Source organism: Actinoallomurus acanthiterrae (assembly GCF_054775715.1).
The window spans coordinates 5,361,090-5,381,869 of the sequence record NZ_BAAHCO010000001.1; the positions used below are offsets into that span (position 1 = coordinate 5,361,090).

Here is a 20,780-nt window from a genome sequence, read left to right on the forward strand (position 1 = left end):
TCAGCCCTCCTTCGAGCCGGAGCCGCCGCGCGTCATCAGGTACACCACGGTCGTGCAGCCGACGCCGAGGATGATGAACGCGAACTGGACCCAGTAGAAGAAGGGGAATCCGGCCAGCCGTGGCTCGTTCTTGTTGAACAGGAATGTCAGCAGCGGCACGACGACTGGAAGGACGAGCAGCCAGTTCCAGGGGCTGCGGTCGCGGCGGCGCGGCCCGGGGTTGGTCTCGGCCAACGGTCCTCCTCGTTGATGAAACACGCGGGAACGCTGCCCGGAGGACATTCCGGACAGCGTTAATGGGATTTCTTAACACAAATTTCACCAGGGTCGGGTCTCGGTTGGGTCTCAGCGCCGTACGGCTTCGGCGTCTGCCTGCCGTCCTGGTCACGACGGGTACGGCGCCGAGCGGCATCCGGTGGCGCGGCCGGTCGCGACCGGGTAGCCTTCGACCTATGCGAACCCGGACAACCCAGTGGTGGTGGCGCCGCTAGGCGGCGCGGGTTACGCATTCTTCTGACACCGCAGCGACCGCCTTCGTCCGGCGGTCGCATCACCCTCTCCGCCGGGAGAAGGCCCGATCCCAAGGGGCCGATCGTGGAGACGACGACCGAATATGTGACGGCCGGCGGCATACACGTCACACGTACCGATACGCCGGTGGACTCCGCGCGCAAAAGCGACGCGCTCGACGTGCTCGTCCAGGCCGTGGGGGACCGCCGGGGCGGCGTGCTGAGCTCGGGCATGGAGTACCCCGGCCGGTACAGCCGGTGGCACATGGCGTACATCGACCCGTGCCTGGAGATCGTCGCGCGGGGCCGCCGGCTCGCGGTCCGCGCGCTGAACGACCGCGGTCGCGTTCTCCTGCCCGCCGTCTCCGAGGCCCTCGCCGCCACCGGCGAACCCGCGGACATCCCCGACGGCGTCGAGGTCTTCGTCCCCTCCACCGACGAGGTCTTCACCGAAGAGGAACGCAGCCGCCGGCCCACCGTCTTCACCGCCCTGCGAGCCGTCACCGACCTGTTCCGCGGCGACGACCCGCACCTCGGCCTGTACGGCGCCTTCGGCTACGACCTGGCGTTCCAGTTCGAGCCGATCCGGCTGACCATCGACCGTCCGGCCGACCAGCGCGACCTCGTCCTCCACCTCGCCGACCAGATGATCGTGGTGGACCGCAAGCGCGAGACCTCGGCCCGCATGTCGTACGACTTCGAGATCGGCGGTGTCAGCACGCGCGGCCTGCCGAGGGCCACCGAGCCGACCCCGGCGGCGCGGAGCCGGGAGCTGCCGCCGGGGCCGAGGCCCGGCGCGTACGCCGACGTCGTCCGTGAGGCCAAGGAGAAGTTCATCCGCGGCGACCTGTTCGAGGTCGTGCCGGGACACGTCATGTACGGGCCGTGCGACTCCCCGGCGGCGTTCTTCGAACGACTACGGGTCACGAACCCGGCCCCGTACGAGTTCTTCTTCAACCTGGGTGAAGGGGAGTACCTCGTCGGCGCGTCCCCGGAGATGTTCGTGCGCGTCACCGGCGACCGGGTCGAGACCTGCCCGATCTCCGGGACGATCCGGCGCGGCGGCGATCCGCTCGAGGACGCCGACAACATCCGCGAGCTGCTCAACTCGGCCAAGGACGAGTCCGAGCTCACCATGTGCACCGACGTCGACCGCAACGACAAGTCGCGGGTCTGCGTCCCCGGCAGCGTCAAGGTGATCGGCCGCCGGCAGATCGAGATGTACTCCCGGCTGATCCACACCGTCGACCACATCGAGGGCCGGCTGCGCCCGGGCTACGACGCGCTGGACGCGTTCCTCACCCACATGTGGGCGGTCACCGTGACCGGCGCGCCGAAGACCTGGGCGATGCAGTTCATCGAGGACCATGAGGACACCCCCCGGCGCTGGTACGGCGGGGCCGTCGGCTGCATCGGCTTCGACGGCTCGATGAACACCGGCCTGACGCTGCGCACCGCCCAGATCCGCGACGGAGTCGCCGCGGTACGGGCCGGGGCGACCCTGCTGTACGACTCCGACCCGGACGCCGAGGAGCGCGAGACCTACCTGAAAGCGAGGGCGCTGCTCGAGGCGCTGTCGCCGACGGGGGAGGATTCCGCCGGCGCCGACGGACGCGAGCGCGTCGGCGAAGGGCTGACCGTCCTGCTCGTCGACCACCAGGACTCCTTCGTCAACACCCTCGCCGACTACTTCCGGCAGCAGGGCGCGGACGTGACGACGCTGCGGTTCGGCTTCCCTGACAAGATGCTCGACGAGATCCGGCCCGACCTGGTCGTGCTGTCCCCGGGGCCCGGCCGGCCGTCGGACTTCGACACCGCCACCCTGCTCGACGCCGTCTACGCCAGGGACATCCCGTCCTTCGGCGTCTGCCTCGGCCTGCAGGCCATGGTGGAGCACGCCGGCGGGGAGCTCGCCCTGCTGCCCGAACCGGCGCACGGCAAGCCGGGCCGCGTGGCGGTCACCGGCGGTGAACTGTTCGCCGGACTGCCCGCCGAGTTCACCGCGGCCCGCTACCACTCCCTGCACGCCAAGGCCGGCCAGGTCCGCGGCGACTTCACGGCCACCGCGATGCTCGACGACGTCGTCATGGCCATCGAGGACCCGGTACGCCGCCGGTGGGCGGTGCAGTTCCACCCGGAGTCCATCCTGACCGCGACCGGCGAGACCGGGCACCAGATCATCACCAACGTGCTGCGCCTCTGCCGCGAGACCCCACGCTGACGACGCTCTGGCCTGCGAAGTGGCCGGGTGGGGTACGCACCCGGCCGTGAAGCCCGGCGGGCGAGGTGCGCGCGCCGGGCCGTGAAGCCCCGCGCGGGCCGTGAAGTCCAGCGGGTGAGGTGCGCGTCGGGTCGCGAAGCCCCGCGCGCGGGCCGTGGACACTCCCCGGAATGGCGGAACCCGTGCCGGGGCATTGTTCAGGAGTGACGGCAGGCGACGCGCTCAACGAGGCCCTGGCGATGCCGCTCGTCGACCACCACTGCCACGGCGTGCGTCGCGACGACCTGACCCGCGCCGCCTTCGAAGGGCTCATGACCGAAGGCGGCCCGTCGCCGGCCGGCACGACGCACTTCGACACCCCCGTCGGTCTGGCGATCCGGTGCTGGTGCGCGCCCGTCCTCGGCCTCGAACCGTACGCACCCCCCGGCGCCTACCTCGACCGGCGGGCGGAGCTTGGGGCCGAGGAGGCGAACCGGCGGCTGCTCCGCGCCGCCCGCATCGCCGACTTCTGCGTCGACACCGGCCTGGCCGACGAGGCGCTGCTGACACCGGAGGAGATGGGCCTTCTCGGCGGCGCCCGGCCACATGAGATCGTCCGGATCGAGTCGGTGGCGGAGGAGGTGGCCGGTCGCGGGCCGTCGGCGACGGCGTACGCCGCCGAGTTCGCCGACGAACTCGCCTGGCGCGCGGACCGGGCCGTCGGGCTGAAGACGGTCGTCGCCTACCGGGTCGGTCTGGACTTCGACCCGCGCCCGCCGAGCCCCCAGGAGGTGACGGCGGCGGCCGGCCGGCTCACCGGGCCGGGGCGGCTCACCGACCCGGTGCTGTTGCGGCACGCCCTGTGGACCGCCGCCGAGATCGCGGGCGACTACGGGCTGCCGCTGCAGGTCCACACCGGGTTCGGCGACACGGACCTGTCACTCCACCGGGCGAACCCGGCACTGCTGACCGACTTCATCCGGGCGGTGCCCGCGCCGATCGTCCTCCTGCACTGCTACCCGTACATCCGGGAGGCCGCCTACCTGGCCGCGGTGTTCCCACACGTGTACGCCGATGTCGGGCTGACGGTCACCCACACCGCCGCGTCGTCGGCACGAGTGATCGCCGAGGTCCTGGAGCTGGCGCCGTTCCACAAGATCCTGTTCAGCACCGACTGCTACGGCCTCGCTGAGCTGTGCCACCTCGGCGCGCACTACCACCGGAAGGGCCTGACCGCCGTGCTCACCGAGCGCGCGGGGGAGTGGTCGGTGGCCGACGCCGCCCGCATCGCCCGCCTCATCGGCGCCGACAACGCCCGCCGCCTGTACTTCGGTCTAGGGTCGTAGCCCGCTCAGGATGGTCTGAACGAGGCGGTCGAGCGCTGCCGGATCGTGCAGGTCCCGGGCTGCGGCCAGGGCGTGCAGGCAGTAGAGGGTCAGTTCGTCGGCGGGGACATCCCGGCGTACGGCGCCGGCCGCGGCCGCGTCGGCGACCAGCTCCTGGATGAATTCGCGCAGGTGCTGGTGGGCCGCGGCGACGTGCTCACCGCTGTGCAGCATGTCGGCGAGGTCACCGTCATGACGTCCGTGGCGCGACGTCGCCTCCACGTACGCCGCCAGCACGGCCTCCAGCCGCCGCGGGGCGGATTCGGTCTGGTCGCGAACCCGGAGCAGTTGCTTCAGGTGTGCGTCGATCTGGCGTTCGTGCCAGGCGAGCAGGACGGCTTCGACGTCCGGGAAGTACTTGTACAGCGTCGCCCGCCCGATGCCGACGTCCTTGGCGATCTGGGACATCGTCACGCCGGTCAGTCCCTTCTCGGCGACCAGAGCCGCGGTGGCGTCCAGGACGGCCTCGCGGACCGCATCGCGGTGTGTGGCGATGGTCTGGCTCCAGAGTCGCGGCATGTCACTGATCATACGTCTTGGCGTGAGGCGAGACAGTTGTATTGATCGCGACAACATGTATTGTAAAACGCGTCCCCTGGTGGCTCCGGGAAGTCGGCGGCGATGCGGTGTCAGCGCCGGCCTGGCTGCTCACCGGCCCCGGACTCCCCGACCTTCGACAAAGGACCTGGCATGCTGACCTCGGAAACCGTCCTCCACCTCGACCGGCCGAGCCGCTACCTCGTGCAGCTGTGCCGACATGCGGACGCCATGGGAAAAACCGGCGGCGGCCACCGGCCCCGCCCCCACGCCGCCACCGCCGCGTTGGCCCGCGGCGACCTGCGCGTCCACGCCGAATACTCCGACACCCATGGCGTCATCACCATCGACCCCTGGGGCCAGGCCACCCTGGACGCCACCGACGACACCCTCACCCTCCGCGTGGACGCCGCCGACGAAGACGCCCTGCGCCAAATCCAGGCCATCGTCACCAGAGACCTGGAACGGTTCGGCCGGCGGAGCGGGATAAGCGTGACCTGGCCGCCACCCAGGACTTCGATCGGGGACCCGGCATCCCTGGACAGCACCGCGAAGGCGCCGGCCGAGGCGGCCGCCACGGCTCGCCGCCGCTACCGCAACACGATCCTGCTCGCCCTCGTCATCATGGTGGCCGTCGCCGTTCATCTCGGACTGGGCGCGGCGATCATCGGCAAATCGCGCTGGACCGGCCTGACCGTCGACATCGTCCTGGCCATCGTCGCGGGGAAGCTCGTCCTGCTCGCGCTCGGCCGCCGCGTCCTGCGCGGCAGGCACGTCCCCCACCTGGGCACGCACCTCCGCGCCCGGACACGAAGCCACCGGTCGCAGTAGGCCATCTCCGCGACCACCTTGCGACGTACTCATGACCATCGTTGACGTGCCCGGCGCGAAGCTCCACTACGACATCCGGGGCAGCGGCCCGCTGCTCCTCCTGATCCCCGGAGCCAACGGCGACGCCCGCCCGTTCACGGCACTCGCCGAGCACCTGACGTCCCACTTCACCGTGGTCGCCTACGACCGGCGCGGATTCTCCCGCAGCGCACTCGACGGTCCGCAGGACTACGCCCACCGCCTCGACACCGACGCCGACGACGCCCGCCGTCTCATCGAACACACCGGCCACCGGGCCGCGACCGTGTTCGGCACCAGCTCCGGCGCCCTCATCGCCTTGCACCTGCTGACACGGCACCCCGAGGCGGTCGGCCATCTCATCCCGTACGAGCCGCCGGCCCTTCGGCTGATGCGCGACGGGCAGCACTGGATCGACTTCTTCCACCAGGTCTACGACCTGTACCGCAGCTCGGGCATCGCACCGGCGATGGCACTGTTCCGCGAGCGTACCTTCATCGCCTCGGACGGCCACGCCATGGCCCGCGCCATGGACCTCACCAATCCGCAGGTCCGCGCCAACGCCACCTACTGGTTCGAACACGAGCTACGGCAGTATCCCGCCATCGCCCTCGACCTGAACACCCTCAACCGCCACGCCGACCAGGTCACTCCGGCCGCAGGAGACCGATCGCAAGGACGTCCCTGCTACCAGGCCACCGCGGAACTAGGCACCCGACTCGATCGGAAACCGATCGAACTCCCCGGCGGCCACGTCGGCTTCGCCACCCATCCCACCGAGTTCGCCGACCGGCTCCGCGAAGTCCTCGAACATCACGCACCATGATCCCGCTCAGTGGCGTCGGTGCCCGCGTCTTCGCCGTGGCGCTCGTCGGGCCGTGGGCGCTGGTAGTCGGAGAAGGCCGGGGTGCCGGGCTCTGATGGCAGGCGCAAGGCGCGCGCGACGAACGAGATCGCGTGGTACCACCCGCACACCAGCAGCAGGTCGACGGCCGCCTCCTCGCCGACCGCGGCGATCAGCTCCTGCCATTGGCCGTCTCCGAGGTCACCGGCGTCATAGAGCCCGTCCACGGCGTGGAGCACCGCGCGGTCGGCCGGTTCGGTCCAGCAGGCGTCGTCCGGAGTCCCCGTGACGAGGGAACGGACCTGGTCGGCGTCGAGGCCGACCTTGTCCGCGAAGACCGCGATGTGGATGCCCCACTCGTACTCGGCTCCGCAGCGGGCGGTCGTCCGGTCGATCACCAGTTCGCGATGGCGCAACGACAGCGCCGATCGGCGGGACATGTAGTACCGCCCCCACTGGTGGATGCCCGCGGCTCGCTCCGGTCGCCGGGCGAAGATCCGGAACAGGGTCAGGGGCGGGCCCAGCGCTTCGAGGGCCTGGGCGGTTTCGGGGCCGTAGGGAGGCTCGACGGGTGCGAGACGCGGCGTCTGCTTCGGAAAACGAGGCACGCGAGGGACGCTAACATGAGTGCTTCGAAAGTAGAAGCACATAGGCGATCAAGCGCTCCTCGTTGACAAGGAGAGGGATGGCCGACGACTCAGACGACCGCTCGGCGACACCGCTGCCAGGCCGGCCGGTCCGTGGCTCGGAGACCGGGCGGCCGATCATGGCCCTGCTCGATCTGCTCGGCCGCCGATGGGCCCTGCGCATCATCTGGGAGCTCGCACAGCCCCCTGGGCCCACGTTCCGCGGGCTCCAGCAGCGATGCGGCGGCGTCTCCTCCAGCGTCCTCACCCAGCGTCTCGCCGAACTCGGTGAGGCGGGAATCGTCCACCGAACGGAACACGGCTACGCCCTGACCGTCGACGGCCAGGACCTCGCCACCGACCTGACGCGACTCCACCACTGGGCCGACCGCTGGGCGACCCGCTTGCGACAGCGGCCCCTCCCATGACCGATTCGCCGGTCACCATCGTTCAGGCGTGTCTGCGGGACGGGGGCGGCGGGAGCCCGACCGCGATCGTGGCCGAGCCGACCTGGCCGGCCGACGCCGACCGCCGGCAGGTACCGCTGCTGGCGGGAGTCTCACATGCCGTCTTCGTCGACGCCGAAAGCGGAGGCGACGCGGTCGCTCTGCGGTTCTTCACCGCCGAGGGTGAGCTGCCCGCTTGCGGCCACGGGACCGTCGCAGCCCTGGCCTACCTCATCGAGCGTACGGGCGAACCGGAGTACCGGGCCGTCCTGCGGACCGCGGGCGGGCGCGAGATCCGCGGGCGGGCGCGGCGCCGAGGCGACCTGGTGACCGCGGGGTTCGAAGCGGGGAGGATCGGGCTGCGCGAGCCGACCGCCGAAGAACTGGCGGACGTGGCGTTCGCCCTCGGCTCGCCGGCCCGAACGCTCGCCTCGGACGTCCGCGTCGCGACGCTGGGACGGCCGCGCATGCTGGTTCCCGTGACGAGCCGGTCCGTCCTGGGCGCACTGCGCCCGGATCTGCGAGCGCTCCGGAGCGCCTGCCTCCGGCATGGGCTGCTCGGCTGCTATGTCTACACGAAGCCCGCCGAAGGACGTTGCGCGGCGCGGATGTTCGCGCCCGCGATCGGCGTACCGGAGGACATCGCCAACGCCAACAGCACCGCCTGCCTCGCCGCGCGTCTGCACGCGGCCGAACCGGGCCACCCGGGCATCACCGTGGACATGGGCGACTCCCTCGACAGCCCCGCGACCATCACCGCCACCGTCCTGGACTCGGCTCCGGGCGCAGACTCCCTTGTCCAGGTCGGCGGTGCCGCGACGACGGGCCGGACCGTGCTATTGGAGACCGGAGGCGCCTGACCCTACGACCGGATCGGCTAAAGCGGACTGATCTCGACGCGGTTGTCGTGGAAGACGGCGCCGCCGCCCATGTCGGAGTCGCGCTCGTCGACGGTCGCGTTGACCGTCGCGCCGCCGTTGAACTTCGCCCAGTGCCCCTTCGTCGTCGCCGCCACCCCGGGCCGTACGCGGTCGGACACCTGGGCGACGGCCTCGAACGCCCCTCGGGCGTTCGACACCCGGATGCGCGCTCCGTCGGTGACACCGCGTGCCGTGGCGTCGTCCGGGTGCACGGTGACCGTCGGGGCGCCCGACCGCCGGCGCAGCTCCGGGTTGTTGCCGAACGTCGTGTTGAGGAAATGGTGCGACGCCGCGGAGATGAGGACCAGCCCGTCACCGGGGTCGGCGGGCGGGGTGTAGCCGGGCAGCGGGTCGAGCCCGACGCGGGTCGCCCTTGTCGAGTAGAACTCCAGCCGGCCCGACGTCGTCGGGAACCCGTCGGCGAACGGCAGGAACGGCCGGGCGACGTTCAGCCGGGCGAACCCCTGCTTGCGCAGCGCCTCCACGGTGATCCCGGCGAGCGACGGGTGCGGGAAGTCGATGAGCTGCCGCGCGAGGTCCTCGTCGGAGTCGTACAGGCTCGGCTCGGTCAGGCCCATCCGGCGGGCGAGGCGGCGGAACGTCTCCGACGTGGACAGGCACTCGCCCGGCGGCGCGACCGCGGGCTCGTTCCACACTAGGTACAGGTGGCCGTACCCGGCGATGACGTCCAGGTGCTCGGTCTGCATCGTGGCGGGTAGCACGATGTCGGCGTAGTCGGTCGTGTCGGTCGGGAAGTGCTCCAGCACGACGGTGAACAGGTCCTCCCGCGCCAGACCCCGGCGCACCTTGGTCTGGTGCGGGTTGCTGCCGACCGGGTTCGCCGCGATGACGAACAGCGCCTTGACCGGCGGGTCGTCCACGTCGAGCAGGCCCTCGCCGAGCCGTGTCATCGACAGGGTCCGGACCGGGTGCGGCAGCAGATCGATCCGCACCAGCCCCGGCAGGTTCAGCTTGAAGTGCCCGCTCGTCGAGTAGCACAGGCCGCCGCCGGGCAGCGCCCAGTCGCCGGTCACGCCCGGGAGGCAGGCGAGCGTGCGCAGCGCCATGCCGCCGCCCGCGTGCCGCTGCATGCCCTGCGTGGCGCGGATCGCGGTGGGACGGGTCCGGGCGATCCGCTCGGCGAGCGCGACGATCCGCTCCTCCGGCAGACCGGTGATCCGCGCGACGCGGTCCGGCGGGAACTCCTCGATCCGCGCCCGGAACTCCTCCCACCCGAGCGTGTGCCGGTCGATGTACGCCTGGTCGTGCGCGCCCATCCGTACGATCACGTGCATCAGCCCGAGGGCCAGGGCCGCGTCCGTGCCGGGCAGCGGGGCCAGGTGCTCGTCGGCCTGCGCCGCCGAGCGCGTGCGCACCGGGTCGATCGCGACGACGTACGCGCCGTCGCGCCGGGCGTCCTGAATGAACTTCCACACGTGGTGGCCGCTGGTCAGCGGGTTGCTGCCCCACAGCAGGATCAGCTTCGAGCGGGCGAAGTCCTCCGGATCCATGCCGCCGGCCGTGCCCAGGGTGTACTTCACGCCCCTGCTGCCGGCGACGGAGCAGATCGTCGGGTCGTGGATCGACGCGCCGAGCACGTTGAAGAACCGGCGGCCCGCGAACCCCTCGAGGCCCTGGATATAGCCGAGGGACCCGGTGCCATGGAAGGGCCAGATCGCCTGCCCGCCGTACGTCTCCCGGACCTCACCGAGCCGGGAGGCGATCTCGTCGAGGGCCTCGTCCCAGCTGATCCGCTCGAACCGGCCCTCGCCCTTGCGCCCGACACGGCGCAGCGGATGCAGGATCCGGTCCTCGGCGCGGGTCTGCTCGAGGTAGCGGTTGACCTTGACGCAGAGCGCCCCGCGGGTCACCGGGTGGGCCGGGTTGCCGCGCATGCCCACGGCCTCACCGTCTTCGACGCTCACCACCCAGGAGCACGCGTCCGGGCAGTCCAGTGGGCACGCGCCCCAGACCTTGTTCAAACCTCTCCCTCGAAGTGCTCGGCGAGGTAGGCCTCGAGGTCGGGGCCGTCGGTGTTCGTGAGGACGTGCCGGAGCCAGGCGCGCCGCTCGAAGTCGGTGACGGCCAGCTCCCACACGCACCCGATCACGGGGGTGGGGTGCGGCCGCATGGCGCCGAGGCGGTTCGGCAGTGTGGAGAAGATGCGCTGGTGGACCTCGTTCTGCCCGGCCCACCAGTGGTAGAGGACGAACGCGTAGTCGGGGGCGTCATGCACGATGACGAAGCCGACGCCGTACCGGTCGATGTCGTACGGGTCGTCGCCGCCGCTGTGCGCCCCGGGGCTCGGCAGCGCCGTGGGGACCAGCAACTCGGCGGTCTTCACCAGCTCGGGCCGGGGGCGCTCGCCCTCCGCGGCGATGCCATAGAACTTCAGCCGCCAGCCGCCCGACTCGTCCAGCTTCAGGAAGCTGATCGGCCGGGGTCGATAGGCGCCGGTCCTGGTGATCGTGGTCTCGGTCACGGCTCCTCCTGGGGCAGGTGCTCATTCAGTTATACCTGTCAGGAGTGTTGCGATAAGACGTCCATTACCGCGTCAACCATTACGCTTAGGCCTCATGAAGAGCGTTGAACCCGAGGTCTACCTGGTCGCACGTCCCGAGCTCGACTACGACGAGGTGGCGCGCTACCTCGCCGAGGTGGGGGGCGAGGCCTGGCTCGAGCGACTCGACCGCGGCGATCTCGACGCGGAGCTGAACGACCCGGAGAACCTCGCGGAGTTCGCCGGACGGCTGTGCTACCGCTCCTGGGAGCCCGGCCTGAACCCGAACGTCACGAAGGTCCGCACCGACAGCGCGGCGTACCTGGAGAACATCCTCCGGAGCCTGCACGGCTCGGTGCTGGAGCACGTCAGCTTCTCCTTCGTCCTGCACAACGTCAGCCGTGTGCTGACCCATGAGCTGGCAAGACATCGGCCCGGAGTCGCCATCTCGCAGGAGTCGCTGCGCTACGTACGGCTCCAGGAGATCCCGTTCTGGTTCCCCGAGTGGGCGCAGGCCGACCCTGAGCTGATGAAGCGCGCCACGGCCGTCCTCGACCAGCTGGAGGAGTTCCAGGGCTGGATGGCCGGCCACTTCGGCCTCGACGACGAGGGCGTGCCGTTCAAGGAGAAGAAGCACAAGACCAGCTTTATGCGCCGCTTCGCCCCCGAGGGCGTCGGCACAGGCCTCGTCTGGACGGCGAACGTCCGTACGATCCGGCACGTGATCGAGGCCCGTACGGCGGCGGGTGCCGAAGAGGAGATCCGCCTGGTGTTCGGCAAGGTGGCGGAGCTCATGCGCAAGGAGGCACCGTCCCTGTTCGGCGACTACGCGGTCGAGGACGGCGCCTGGGTCCCCCAGTGGCGCAAGGTCTGAGCCGCTGGCGCTCGCTACGAACAAGACCCCACCGGACCCCCTAGGTCACCCGGTCAGGACGGCCTGGGTCTGGGTCGTCTGGGCGACGCGGCGGCCGTCGGCGTCGTACAGGTCGGTCTGTACGACGATGGTCGTCCGGCCGGTGTGCAGTGGCCGGGCCACGGCTCGTACCTCGCCGTTTCGTACGCCTCGGAAGAACCGCGTGCTCGTCTCGACCGTGGTGGTGTTCGCGCCCGGCGGGAGGTTGAGGAAGGCGCAGGCGGCGCCGATGCTGTCGGCGAGCGTGATGAGGGCGCCGCCGTGCATCGCGCCGCCGGCGGTGCAGCGCTCCGGCGCCCAGGGGAGCCCGGCCGGTGACCTCCTCGGCGGATGCCGACTCGATCACCAGGCCGGTGGTCCCGGCGAACGGCATGGCGGACAGGAGCTCGTCAGGAGAGATCATGACGACAGTGTGCCGACGAAGGCCGCCATGTCCACTACCCGCCGGGTAATCGACCGTCAGCCGCCGACGAGGTCGAGGGCGACCGCGGCGCTCCAGGACTGGGGCCTGCTGCCCAGCGGGTGCGCGGTGAACGGCTCGTAGTACTCCGCGAAGACGCCGTCGGTGAGCTGGTAGAGGGCGACCTCGCGGAGCCGTTCCGCCGCGTCGTGTTCCCCGGAGCGCTCCAGGCCCCAGATGATCAACAGGTTCATCGGCGGCCACTGCGGGCCGCGCCAGTACCGGGCGGCGTCGAACTCGGGTGCCTCCGGGCTGGTGCTCGGGGGCAGGGGATAGGCGAGGTCCGGGTTTCCGCACCAGGCGGGGGAGAGCAGCAGGTCCACCAGGCGGCGCCGGCGCTCGGGGTCCAGTCCGCCGGACAGGAGGGGCGCGAACCCGGCGATGGTCTTCGTGCGCAGGGCCGTGTCCGTGCGCAGGTCGACGTCGGCGGCGAACCCGTCGTCGTCGGTCGTGCGGAGCACGCCCTGCCGGAACCGTTCGGCGTATCCGCGCAGCTCGTCGACGGCGCCCAGGCCGAGCTCGTCGGCGACCCGCGCGAGGTCCTCGTTCGCGGCCGCGAAGATCGCGCTGGCGAACACGTCGGCGACCCGGAAGCTGAGGGACTTGCGGGCCAGTTCGTCGTCGTAGCGGGCCTGCCGGAGCTCCTCGATCAGCCACTGGTACTTGACGTAGTCCGCGTTGGTCGGCCGCTGCGACTGCTCGCCCAGGGCCGCCAGGTCGGACCGGCGGAACGGCCGGAACCCCGGCTCGGGGACTACGTCGGCGTAGGGGGTGTCCCAGCGGGGGGAGTTGTCCATCCCGCTCTCCCAGCCGTGGTAGATCATCAGCAGCCCCCGGCCGTCCGCGTCGCGGTGGTCCGCCAGGTAGCGGTGCCAGGTGAGCAGCTTCGGCCACAGGATGCGGATCCGGGCGATGACGTCGCGCCGCCCGGCGGTGTCGGTGCTCCGCACCGCGTCGAGGATCCGGCGCAGGGCGAGCGCGTGGACCGGTGGCTGGATCAGTCCGCTGGTCGCGGCGTGGTCCGGCGCGTGGGGCGAGGTCTCCTTCGACGCCCACCGGTCGGGGCCCGGCTCGTACAGTGGGGCGTTGGCGGAGAAGACGATGTGCGGGACCATGCCGTTGCGCCACTGCGCGGCGAACAGCGTCTCGAGCTCGGTCAGCGCGCGGCTCGCCGATATCCGCGCCAGGCCGACGGCGATGAAGGCGGCGTCCCAGCTCCACATGTGCGGGTAGAGCCGGGGTGCGGCGACGGTGTGGAGTCCCCGGTCGTTGCCGCGCAGGACCTCCGCCGCCCGTTCGGCGACCTCGGCGCGGCTCAGTCGGTTCACCACCCAGAGCCGATGGCGTTCGTGTCCGGGTCTCTCAGTGTCCGACATCTCGATTTCTCCGCGCGGGGAACTTTGTCCGGCATTGTGGCCACTTCGTCCGTGATCATGGACATAGTGGCCCATGCCGATCCTGCGCCGTCCTTCCGGGTGTGGCAAGTGGCGCGCCTGTAACCGCTGTGTAACTTTCGTAATCGACCGGAAACGTCTCGGTCGGTCAGGCGCGCAACGGCTCCGCGGCGGCGATCCGGGCATCGACGACCTCGGGGGAGAAGACCCGGTCGATGACCATGGACGCCGCGCCCACCACACCGGCGCGCGAACCCAGATGTCCCTCGCCGATGTGCAGCCCGCGCGTCGAGCGGTACTGCACTCCCCGGAACACCGTCTCGCGGATCTCTCCCACCAGATGCTCCCCGGCGCCCGCCAGCGACCCGGAGATGATCAGGGAGCCGGGGTTCACCACGCTCACGACCACCGCCAGGACGTCGCCGAGCGCACGCCCGGCCTCCCGCGTCAGCCGCACCGCCTCCGGATGGCCGGCCAGCGCCAGCCGTGCGACGTCGGAGGAGTCGCGGACCGACGGGTCGGACGCGGCCAGCTCCCGCGCCAGCGCCGCCCCGCCCGCCACCGCGGCGAGACAGCCCCGGCGACCGCAGGAGCACACCGCGTCGTCGCGGCCCGGCACCCGGACGTGCCCGATCTCGCCCGCCGCGCCGCCGACGCCGCGCAACACGCGGCCGTCCTCGACGATCCCGGCGCCGATGCCGGTCGCCACCTTGACGAGGAGGACCGGCGGAGCGTCGGGGCCCGCGGCGGTGTACTCGCCGAGCGCCATGACGTTGGCATCGTTGTCCAGCATGACCGGACCGGGGAACTCGGCGGCGATCGCGGCCGGAATGTCGTACCGCTCCCACCCGGGAGCGATCGGCGTCTGGACCGTACGGCCCGTGCGCACGTCCACGGGACACGGCAGGCCGACGCCCACACCGCACACCTCGGCGACGGACCGGCCGCAGCCGGCGAGGAGCTCCCGGAACCGGGCCGTCACCCAGGCGAGGGCCTTCTCCGGCGCTTCGGAGCTGAGCACGCGGCCGGTGGTCTCGCCGAGAGCCCGGCCGGCGAGGTCCGTCACCGCGACCCGCCCATGCGTCGCCCCCAGATCCGCGGCGAGCACGACGGCGGACCCTTCGTCGATCTCCAGGAGACTGGGGCGGCGGCCTCCGGTCGAGGCGTCGACACCGCCCTCGCGCACGTAACCGGCGCTCACCAACTGATCAACGCGCTGCGCGACCGTGGACCGGGCCAGCCCGGTCAGCTCCATCAGATCGCGGCGGGTGCGCGCCGTACCGGACCTGATGAACCGCAGAAGGTGCCCGGCCGAGAGCGCGCTGACGTTCGGCATGCCGTCGACCTCCCCTCGGCGGCGCGCGCCGGGCCCGGGCGAGTGACGTCACCGCGGGCGAGATGCGCCGTACCCGGATTTTCCCACGACCCGCCAACCCGCCGCGCCGGTCGCGTCCCGCGTCATCGTGTCGACTACCTCACAGGTAATCGCCGTAATGCGACCACGCCGGATAGCGTCTGGTCATCATGGTCACCGCCACAACCACGCGACCCGTCGGCGATCTGCTGCGCGACTGGCGTCGCCGCCGCCGACTCAGTCAGCTGGAGCTCGCCCTCGAGGCCGACGTCTCCACCCGCCACCTCAGCTTCGTCGAGACGGGCCGCTCGCATCCCAGCCGCGAGATGGTCCTGCGTCTGGCCGAACGGCTCGACGTGCCGTTGCGCGAGCGCAACGACCTGCTCATCGCGGCCGGGTACGCACCCGTGTACGCGCAGCGCTCGATCGACGCCCCGGAGATGGGCCCGGCGCGCCAGGCCCTCGTCCGGGTCCTCGACGGGCACGAACCGTACCCCGCGATCGTGGTGGACCGGTTCTGGAACCTGGTGATGGCCAACAACGCCGCCATGCTGTTCCTGGAGGACGTGCCCGACGAGCTGGTACGGCCACCGGTCAACATCCACCGGCTCGCCCTGCATCCGATGGGGTTGTCGGCCCGTGTGGTCAACCTGCCGGAGGTACGGGCGCACCTGGTCGGCCGGATGGCCCGCCAGGTGTCGCTCACCGGCGACCCGGAGCTCGCCGCGCTGCACGAGGAGACGAAGGCCTACGGTCCCGACGTCGACGAGGAAGCCGCCCACGAGCCCGCGTTCGACATCGCGCTGCCCACGATCCTCCGGTACGGCGACCGGGAGCTGAGCTTCTTCAGCACGGTGACGACCTTCGGCGCGGCGGCGGACGTCACCCTCGCCGAGCTCGCCATCGAGGCGTTCTTCCCGGCGGACGACGAGACGGCGGCGATACTGCGCGAACGCGCGGAGTCCGGCGCGTAGACCGGCGGTACCGGTGGTACTGGCGGCTCGCGGTCGGCGTCGGCGGGTTCGCGCGTCGGTGGCATCGGGCGGGTGGACCGGCGGTGCCGTCGGCTCGCGGCCAGGGGCGATGCCGTCGGGCTGGTGGACCGTCGGCTCGCGGTCAGCGGTCCGGTGCGTCGTAGCGGATTCGCTCGGCCGGGACGCCCAGTTCCTGCAGGTTGGTCACGGTACGCGAGACCATCCCGGCCGGTCCGGCGACGTACACGTCGTGGCCCGACCAGTCCTGGAAACGGCCGAGGACGTCCGACACGAGCCCCCGTACGCCGCCGAACTCGGGGTCCTCCGAGACGACGGGCACCACGGTGAGCCGCGTGTGCTGCTCCGCGAGTGCTCGGAGCGCGGGCAGGTCGTAAAGCTCGGCCGGAGTGCGGGCGCCGACGAACAGCCGGACCTCGCGCTCTCCCTCGACCCGGAGCGCCTCCTCCGCGAGGGCCTTCAGCGGGCCGAGCCCGGTGCCGCCCGCCACGCACAGGATGTCGCGGTCGGAGTCGGCGTCGAGCACCATTGAGCCCGCCGCCCGTCCGAGCAGGAGCGCGTCACCCACCGCGGTGTGGCGGACGAGTGCTCCACTGACCCAGCCGGCCGGGAGCGCCCGTACGTGGAAGCGCAGCAGCCCGTCGTCGCTCGGGGCGTTGGCGATGGAGTACGACCGCCAGACCCGGGGCCAGCGGGCGGCCTGAACGGTGACGTACTGCCCCGCGCGGTACGGCAGTGGCTGGCTCGGCCGTACGGTCAGCACCGCGATGTCCGAGGCGCGCCGCTCGTTCTCGACGACCTCCCCGATCCACCAGGGCGGTGCGTGCTCGGCGTCCTCCTCGGCCGCCTGGATCATGATCGCGGCCGCCGTCGTGAACATCGCGGTCCAGGCCGTCTCCATCTCCGCCGTCCACGCCTCGCCCGCGTACGCGCGGAACGTCGCCAGCATCGCCCGTCCCATCGCCTCGTAGTGCGTGGGGGCGATGCCGAACTTGCGGTGGTCCCGCCCGAGCCGGGACAGGAGGTCGATGAAGGTGTCCGGGCTGTCGAGGCTCCCGGTGATCTGGGAGAGGGCGCGGAACATGCGTTCGCGCTGCCCGGCCATGCCCGGCGGAAAAAGCGTGCGAAGCCGTGGGTTCTCCGCGAAGAGCCGCCCGTAGAAATAAGAAATGCTCTTTTCCGCGTGCGGCTCGATGAGGGCGTAGATTTCCTTGATCACCTCAGGTTTCAGCGACTCTATGGATCTCACGGCTGTTCCTGTCACTCGTCCCCGCATGGCCCCCGTCCAGCGAGTTTCGCATCTCACCAGGGAGAACATCAACCTCTTGGAGCGGGCTAATTCCGAGATGTACGAACGGTAATCAGATGCGGATTAAGTGTGAATCACGCATACCGACCGGTATGAAACCGACTAGGCCGTGCGCCTGGCTGAATACGGGGAACGATAGAAGAAATATCTACGGGTTTGAAGAAATCTCTACTTCTGATCTCCCCTGAGTACGGAAGGATGTTCCCCGCGACTCCCCGTACCCGGTCGTACGCGGTCGGGTGCCAAGGAGTCGGGCAGGCTGGGCGCGCCACGCGTTCGCGAGCGGCCGTCCACCGGCTCCGTCATGCGCCATGATGACCCAGAGCAACAACGACATCGCCGAAGGCGTTCGGGAGGAGGCCCCGGGATGGCAGGGGCGACGTACGGTACGGGGCCCGCGCTCATCGGAATCACCACTGACCTGGAGCCGGCGCGCTGGAGCGACTGGGTACGCGAGGCGGCGCTGCTGCCCGTGTCGTACCTCCGCGCGCTCGAACGCGCACGAGCCGTCCCCGTGCTCGTCCCACCGTCCATCCGCGCAGCCGTCTCGGTGCACGTCGAACGCCTCGACGGCCTCGTCATCGCGGGCGGCGCCGACCTCGACCCCGGCCTGTACGGCGAAGTGCGGCACGACCGGACCGGCGCGCCACAGCCGCAACGCGACCGGTTCGAGCTCGCGCTCCTGCGCGCCGCCGTCGAGAACGACGTGCCCTTCCTCGCGATCGGGCGCGGCATGCAGGCGCTCAACGTCCTCCAAGGAGGCAGCCTGGTCCAGCACCTGCCCGACGTCGTCGGCGGCGACGCGCACGCCCCGGCCTCCGGCCGCGTGGGCGCTCACCGCGTCCAGATCAGCTCCTCCAGCACCCTGGGCCGGATCCTCGGCGAGCAGGTGGAGGTGCCGACCCGGCACCACCAGGCCGTCAAGCGCCTCGGGAAGGGGCTCGTCGCCGTCGCCTGGTCCGAGGACCAGGTCGTCGAGGCGGTGGAGTTGCAGGGGCACCGGTTCGGCATCGGCGTGCAGTGGCATCCCGAAGAGGGCGATGACCTGCGCCTCTTCGAGGCGTTGGTGCGCGCGGCGACCGAAGGCCGCCTCTGAACTCCGGCCGAGGTCGCCCCGGCGGATGTGTCCACGCGCCGCAGCGACGCGGGCGCGGCGTCCGGTCCCGGCCGGACGCGACGGCCTTCCGATCTTCCCGATAGGCTCGAGCCAGCCTGACGCGGAGGTCGGACCGATGAGCTACGAGTCGTACGAGCGGCTGCGGATCGACTGGGCACGCGAGGGCGTGCTCCGGGTGACGATCAGCGCCCCCGAGCGGCTGAACGCCGTCGACGCGACCGGCCATCGCGAACTCGCGCAGATCTGGCGCGACGCCGACGCCGACGACGAGGTGCGCGCCATCGTCGTACGCGGCGCCGGCACCGCCTTCTCCGCGGGCGGGGACCTCGCCATGATCGAGGACATGATGGCGGACTTCGACGTCCGCTCCCGGGTCCTGCGGGAGGCCCGCGACATCGTCTACAACGTCCTCAACTGCGGCAAGCCGATCGTGAGCGCCATCCAGGGCCCCGCCGTCGGCGCGGGCCTGGCCGTCGCCCTGCTCGCCGACATCTCCGTCGCGGGCCGTACCGCGCGGATCATCGACGGTCACACGCGCCTCGGCGTGGCCGCCGGCGACCACGCCGCCGTCGTCTGGCCGCTGTTGTGCGGCATGGCCAAGGCCAAGTACCACCTCCTGCTCTGCGAGCCGCTCACCGGCGAGGAGGCCGAGCGCATCGGCCTCGTCAGCCTCTGCGTCGACGACGACGCCGTCCACGAGAAGTCCCTGGAGATCGCCGGACGGCTCGCCGACGGGGCCGCCCAGGCGATCGGGTTCACGAAGTACGCCCTGAACAACTGGCTGCGCATGGCCGGTCCCGCCTTCGACGCCTCGCTGGCCCTGGAGTTCTACGGTTTCGCCGGCCCCGACCTGCGCGAGGGCGTCCGCGCCCTCCGCGAGAAACGCCCGCCCAGCTTCAGCTAGGGGCCGTCAGGCGCAGGAAGCGGGCGACGAGCCGCGCCAGGCGCTCGGCGACGACCTCGACCGGATCCGTCGGCAGCATGACGTGGCTCATCGTCAGGCGGATGACCGCGTCGGAGAGCTCGGCCACCTCGGTCGCGTCGAGCTCCGGCCACTGGCGTACGGCATGGCTGACGATGCGCTCTCGCGCGGCGAACAGCACCGGCTCGGCGCGCGTGGTCATCAGGGGGAGCAGGTCCTCGCTGCCCTCACCGGTCAGCGTCGCCTTCTTCAACGGGTCGTCGGCGGCGGTCCGCAGCGTGTACGACACCGCGGCCGCGACCGCGGAGTACAGGTCGGCGTGATCGGACAGCGCCGCGTCGACGCCGTCGAGATACCGTTCGTTCTCCCGCAGGGTCAGCGCCTGAGCCAGCCCCCACTTGTCGCCGAACTCGTTGTACACCGTCTGCCCGGCTGACCGCCACCGCGTCCGCGACGTCCTGCATCCGGACCCGCCGGAACCCGCGCTCGATGATCAACCTCGCGGCGGCATCGAGCAGGTCATCGCGGAGCCGACGGTGTTGCTGCATGCCCCCAGAATCTCAGAGAAGACGGCCCCGGAACATCCTTGTCATCCGGGCGGCGGTCTGATGCGTCCTTCTAAATGTCGGCAGGAACGAGGAGAGAGACGTCATGAAGGTGTGGCCCCCGGGCAAGCACGACCGCCCGGCGTCCCGCGCGCTCGGCCGGAATGAGCCGCGTCACCACGGATCCGACCTCGCCGACTGGGCCATCCGCGACGAGAAGCTGCTGGTGGAGACCAAGTTCGGCGGCGATATGGAGCTCTATCGCGCCTGGCGGGACCGTTTGTGGAGTGAGATGCACGATGCCGTGCACCATTCCCGGCCGGTACGGAAGGCCAGCGATGACGAGGAATATGTCGTAATGAAAGCCTTCGGCGGTGACTGGGCGCAGTACCGTGTCTGTCGTGACCGGCTCCGCGAGGAGCTGTGGCAGATCATGAAGGTCACCGACCGGCGCTGAGCGCCCCACGGACCGCCGCGTGGCCGGGGTCATCCCCCCGATCCCCGGCCGCGCGGCCCTTCGCCTGGTCAAGCCATATCACTGCAGGTCAGAGCCCTGGCGTAGGTATCCACTGGCAACTGCCCTGCCGGTGGGCCCGTTTGTCTGTCAGCCGTCAGCCGACGGTGCTCACTTCACCGAGACGAAGACGGTGTTCGACGGGGCCGCCCAGGCCTTGCCGTGGCTGTAGGCGACGGCACGGAACTGGTAGCGGGCGCCCTTGTGGGCCGCAGCCAGTGCGATCTTGCGAATCATGTGGTGTCTGTACCTTTCCATGACGACCATCCCCGGCAAAGTGGTTCCGATCATGGGACGCGCGTCAGAGCGTGAAAAGTTCTTCGGTGACTCCAGTGGCGTTTGTGAACTGTGTCCCGCGTTTCCTGAACCGATGGCGGCCCGGCCGCCGGCCGGTAGAAGTCGGTCTCCTCCAGGGGAAACCCCGGAGGACCTGTCGGCCCGCCC

21 protein-coding genes and 2 pseudogenes are annotated in these 20,780 nt (G+C 70.9%); 11 read left to right on the top strand and 12 right to left on the bottom strand.

Going from position 1 to position 20,780, the window contains the following annotated elements; translation table 11 throughout:
• The gene (locus tag ACYVF7_RS25435) at positions 1–234 is read right to left on the bottom strand and encodes a DUF3311 domain-containing protein (protein WP_360895742.1); all 234 of its coding nucleotides are present in this window, start codon (positions 232–234) and stop codon (positions 1–3) included.
• Between the two features lie 360 nt (positions 235–594).
• Between ACYVF7_RS25435 and ACYVF7_RS25440 the strand changes: the two genes are divergently transcribed.
• The gene (locus tag ACYVF7_RS25440) at positions 595–2,730 is read left to right on the top strand and encodes an anthranilate synthase component I (protein ID WP_460345490.1); all 2,136 of its coding nucleotides are present in this window, start codon (positions 595–597) and stop codon (positions 2,728–2,730) included.
• A 203-nt stretch (positions 2,731–2,933) separates the two neighbouring features.
• On the top strand, positions 2,934–4,055 hold the full coding sequence (locus ACYVF7_RS25445; protein ID WP_460345493.1) for an amidohydrolase family protein: 1,122 nt from the start codon (positions 2,934–2,936) through the stop codon (positions 4,053–4,055).
• Here the strand turns inward: ACYVF7_RS25445 and ACYVF7_RS25450 are convergent.
• Positions 4,044–4,613, bottom strand: coding sequence for a TetR/AcrR family transcriptional regulator (locus ACYVF7_RS25450; RefSeq protein WP_460345496.1), 570 nt, complete (start codon positions 4,611–4,613; stop codon positions 4,044–4,046). The two genes, ACYVF7_RS25445 and ACYVF7_RS25450, sit on opposite strands and share 12 nt — an antisense overlap.
• Positions 4,614–4,784: 171 nt before the next feature.
• On the opposite strand from ACYVF7_RS25450, the gene ACYVF7_RS25455 reads away from it, so the two are divergent.
• The gene (locus ACYVF7_RS25455; protein ID WP_460345499.1) at positions 4,785–5,462 is read left to right on the top strand and encodes a DUF2218 domain-containing protein; all 678 of its coding nucleotides are present in this window, start codon (positions 4,785–4,787) and stop codon (positions 5,460–5,462) included.
• A gap of 31 nt (positions 5,463–5,493) precedes the next feature.
• Positions 5,494–6,306, top strand: coding sequence for an alpha/beta fold hydrolase (locus ACYVF7_RS25460; RefSeq protein WP_460345502.1), 813 nt, complete (start codon positions 5,494–5,496; stop codon positions 6,304–6,306).
• On the opposite strand, the gene ACYVF7_RS25465 is transcribed toward ACYVF7_RS25460, so the two are convergent.
• Positions 6,294–6,932: a carboxymuconolactone decarboxylase family protein gene (locus ACYVF7_RS25465; RefSeq protein ID WP_460345505.1), complete on the bottom strand. Its 639-nt coding sequence runs from the start codon at positions 6,930–6,932 to the stop codon at positions 6,294–6,296. The genes ACYVF7_RS25460 and ACYVF7_RS25465 overlap by 13 nt on opposite strands.
• 77 nt (positions 6,933–7,009) lie before the next feature.
• Here ACYVF7_RS25465 and ACYVF7_RS25470 point away from each other — a divergent pair, with 77 nt between their 5' ends.
• Both ACYVF7_RS25470 and ACYVF7_RS25475 read left to right on the top strand, forming a co-directional pair.
• The gene (locus ACYVF7_RS25470) at positions 7,010–7,378 is read left to right on the top strand and encodes a winged helix-turn-helix transcriptional regulator (protein WP_460345508.1); all 369 of its coding nucleotides are present in this window, start codon (positions 7,010–7,012) and stop codon (positions 7,376–7,378) included.
• Complete coding sequence (locus ACYVF7_RS25475; RefSeq protein ID WP_460345511.1) at positions 7,375–8,256, top strand: PhzF family phenazine biosynthesis protein; 882 nt, start codon at positions 7,375–7,377, stop codon at positions 8,254–8,256. Before ACYVF7_RS25470 ends, ACYVF7_RS25475 begins: the two co-directional genes overlap by 4 nt.
• 17 nt (positions 8,257–8,273) lie before the next feature.
• Here the strand turns inward: ACYVF7_RS25475 and ACYVF7_RS25480 are convergent, their stop codons facing one another.
• Both ACYVF7_RS25480 and ACYVF7_RS25485 read right to left on the bottom strand, forming a co-directional pair.
• Positions 8,274–10,298: a molybdopterin-containing oxidoreductase family protein gene (locus tag ACYVF7_RS25480; protein ID WP_460345514.1), complete on the bottom strand. Its 2,025-nt coding sequence runs from the start codon at positions 10,296–10,298 to the stop codon at positions 8,274–8,276.
• The gene (locus ACYVF7_RS25485) at positions 10,295–10,798 is read right to left on the bottom strand and encodes a hypothetical protein (RefSeq protein WP_460345517.1); all 504 of its coding nucleotides are present in this window, start codon (positions 10,796–10,798) and stop codon (positions 10,295–10,297) included. The genes ACYVF7_RS25480 and ACYVF7_RS25485 overlap by 4 nt, the downstream gene beginning before the upstream one ends.
• A gap of 94 nt (positions 10,799–10,892) precedes the next feature.
• Between ACYVF7_RS25485 and thyX the strand changes: the two genes are divergently transcribed.
• Positions 10,893–11,690 (top strand): FAD-dependent thymidylate synthase, encoded by a 798-nt coding sequence (thyX, locus tag ACYVF7_RS25490; RefSeq protein ID WP_460345519.1) that lies wholly within the window; start codon positions 10,893–10,895, stop codon positions 11,688–11,690.
• A gap of 45 nt (positions 11,691–11,735) precedes the next feature.
• Here the strand turns inward: thyX and ACYVF7_RS25495 are convergent.
• From ACYVF7_RS25495 to ACYVF7_RS25505, 3 genes and pseudogenes are all read right to left on the bottom strand, one after another.
• Positions 11,736–12,026, bottom strand: a pseudogene (locus ACYVF7_RS25495) (PaaI family thioesterase); the annotation flags it as partial.
• A gap of 162 nt (positions 12,027–12,188) precedes the next feature.
• Entirely contained in the window at positions 12,189–13,517 is a 1,329-nt protein-coding gene (ggh, locus tag ACYVF7_RS25500; protein WP_460345522.1) for a glucosylglycerate hydrolase, read from the bottom strand.
• Between the two features lie 214 nt (positions 13,518–13,731).
• Positions 13,732–14,919, bottom strand: a complete 1,188-nt coding sequence (locus ACYVF7_RS25505; protein ID WP_460345525.1) for an ROK family transcriptional regulator — start codon at positions 14,917–14,919, stop codon at positions 13,732–13,734.
• 188 nt (positions 14,920–15,107) lie between these two features.
• Here ACYVF7_RS25505 and ACYVF7_RS25510 point away from each other — a divergent pair, with 188 nt between their 5' ends.
• The gene (locus tag ACYVF7_RS25510; RefSeq protein ID WP_460345528.1) at positions 15,108–15,911 is read left to right on the top strand and encodes an MmyB family transcriptional regulator; all 804 of its coding nucleotides are present in this window, start codon (positions 15,108–15,110) and stop codon (positions 15,909–15,911) included.
• A gap of 142 nt (positions 15,912–16,053) precedes the next feature.
• Here the strand turns inward: ACYVF7_RS25510 and ACYVF7_RS25515 are convergent, their stop codons facing one another.
• Entirely contained in the window at positions 16,054–17,178 is a 1,125-nt protein-coding gene (locus ACYVF7_RS25515) for a globin domain-containing protein (protein WP_460345531.1), read from the bottom strand.
• 427 nt (positions 17,179–17,605) lie between these two features.
• Between ACYVF7_RS25515 and ACYVF7_RS25520 the strand changes: the two genes are divergently transcribed.
• Together ACYVF7_RS25520 and ACYVF7_RS25525 are read left to right on the top strand one after the other, a co-directional pair.
• Entirely contained in the window at positions 17,606–18,334 is a 729-nt protein-coding gene (locus tag ACYVF7_RS25520) for a gamma-glutamyl-gamma-aminobutyrate hydrolase family protein (protein ID WP_460345534.1), read from the top strand.
• Between the two features lie 136 nt (positions 18,335–18,470).
• Positions 18,471–19,259: an enoyl-CoA hydratase/isomerase family protein gene (locus ACYVF7_RS25525; protein ID WP_460345537.1), complete on the top strand. Its 789-nt coding sequence runs from the start codon at positions 18,471–18,473 to the stop codon at positions 19,257–19,259.
• Here the strand turns inward: ACYVF7_RS25525 and ACYVF7_RS25530 are convergent.
• Positions 19,252–19,698, bottom strand: coding sequence for a TetR family transcriptional regulator (locus ACYVF7_RS25530; protein ID WP_460345540.1), 447 nt, complete (start codon positions 19,696–19,698; stop codon positions 19,252–19,254). The two genes, ACYVF7_RS25525 and ACYVF7_RS25530, sit on opposite strands and share 8 nt — an antisense overlap.
• A 46-nt stretch (positions 19,699–19,744) precedes the next feature.
• Positions 19,745–19,825 (bottom strand): annotated as a pseudogene (locus ACYVF7_RS25535) (hypothetical protein); the annotation flags it as partial.
• A gap of 103 nt (positions 19,826–19,928) precedes the next feature.
• On the opposite strand from ACYVF7_RS25535, the gene ACYVF7_RS25540 reads away from it, so the two are divergent.
• Positions 19,929–20,279, top strand: coding sequence for a hypothetical protein (locus ACYVF7_RS25540; RefSeq protein WP_460345543.1), 351 nt, complete (start codon positions 19,929–19,931; stop codon positions 20,277–20,279).
• Positions 20,280–20,447: 168 nt separating this feature from the next.
• Here the strand turns inward: ACYVF7_RS25540 and ACYVF7_RS25545 are convergent, their stop codons facing one another.
• Positions 20,448–20,573 (bottom strand): hypothetical protein, encoded by a 126-nt coding sequence (locus tag ACYVF7_RS25545; protein ID WP_460345545.1) that lies wholly within the window; start codon positions 20,571–20,573, stop codon positions 20,448–20,450.
• Between the last annotated feature and the right edge of the window lie 207 nt (positions 20,574–20,780).

What these genes read in the sequence shown, in the direction of transcription:
- ACYVF7_RS25450 (WP_460345496.1), bottom strand. Translation starts at nt 4,613, where the DNA reads ATGCCGCGACTCTGGAGCCAGACCATCGCCACACACCGCGATGCGGTC.
- ACYVF7_RS25455 (WP_460345499.1), top strand. Translation starts at nt 4,785, where the DNA reads ATGCTGACCTCGGAAACCGTCCTCCACCTCGACCGGCCGAGCCGCTAC.
- ACYVF7_RS25460 (WP_460345502.1), top strand. Translation starts at nt 5,494, where the DNA reads ATGACCATCGTTGACGTGCCCGGCGCGAAGCTCCACTACGACATCCGG.
- ACYVF7_RS25470 (WP_460345508.1), top strand. Translation starts at nt 7,010, where the DNA reads ATGGCCGACGACTCAGACGACCGCTCGGCGACACCGCTGCCAGGCCGG.
- ACYVF7_RS25475 (WP_460345511.1), top strand. Translation starts at nt 7,375, where the DNA reads ATGACCGATTCGCCGGTCACCATCGTTCAGGCGTGTCTGCGGGACGGG.
- thyX (WP_460345519.1), top strand. Translation starts at nt 10,893, where the DNA reads ATGAAGAGCGTTGAACCCGAGGTCTACCTGGTCGCACGTCCCGAGCTC.
- ACYVF7_RS25505 (WP_460345525.1), bottom strand. Translation starts at nt 14,919, where the DNA reads ATGCCGAACGTCAGCGCGCTCTCGGCCGGGCACCTTCTGCGGTTCATC.
- ACYVF7_RS25510 (WP_460345528.1), top strand. Translation starts at nt 15,108, where the DNA reads ATGGTCACCGCCACAACCACGCGACCCGTCGGCGATCTGCTGCGCGAC.
- ACYVF7_RS25520 (WP_460345534.1), top strand. Translation starts at nt 17,606, where the DNA reads ATGGCAGGGGCGACGTACGGTACGGGGCCCGCGCTCATCGGAATCACC.
- ACYVF7_RS25525 (WP_460345537.1), top strand. Translation starts at nt 18,471, where the DNA reads ATGAGCTACGAGTCGTACGAGCGGCTGCGGATCGACTGGGCACGCGAG.
- ACYVF7_RS25540 (WP_460345543.1), top strand. Translation starts at nt 19,929, where the DNA reads ATGAAGGTGTGGCCCCCGGGCAAGCACGACCGCCCGGCGTCCCGCGCG.
- ACYVF7_RS25545 (WP_460345545.1), bottom strand. Translation starts at nt 20,573, where the DNA reads ATGATTCGCAAGATCGCACTGGCTGCGGCCCACAAGGGCGCCCGCTAC.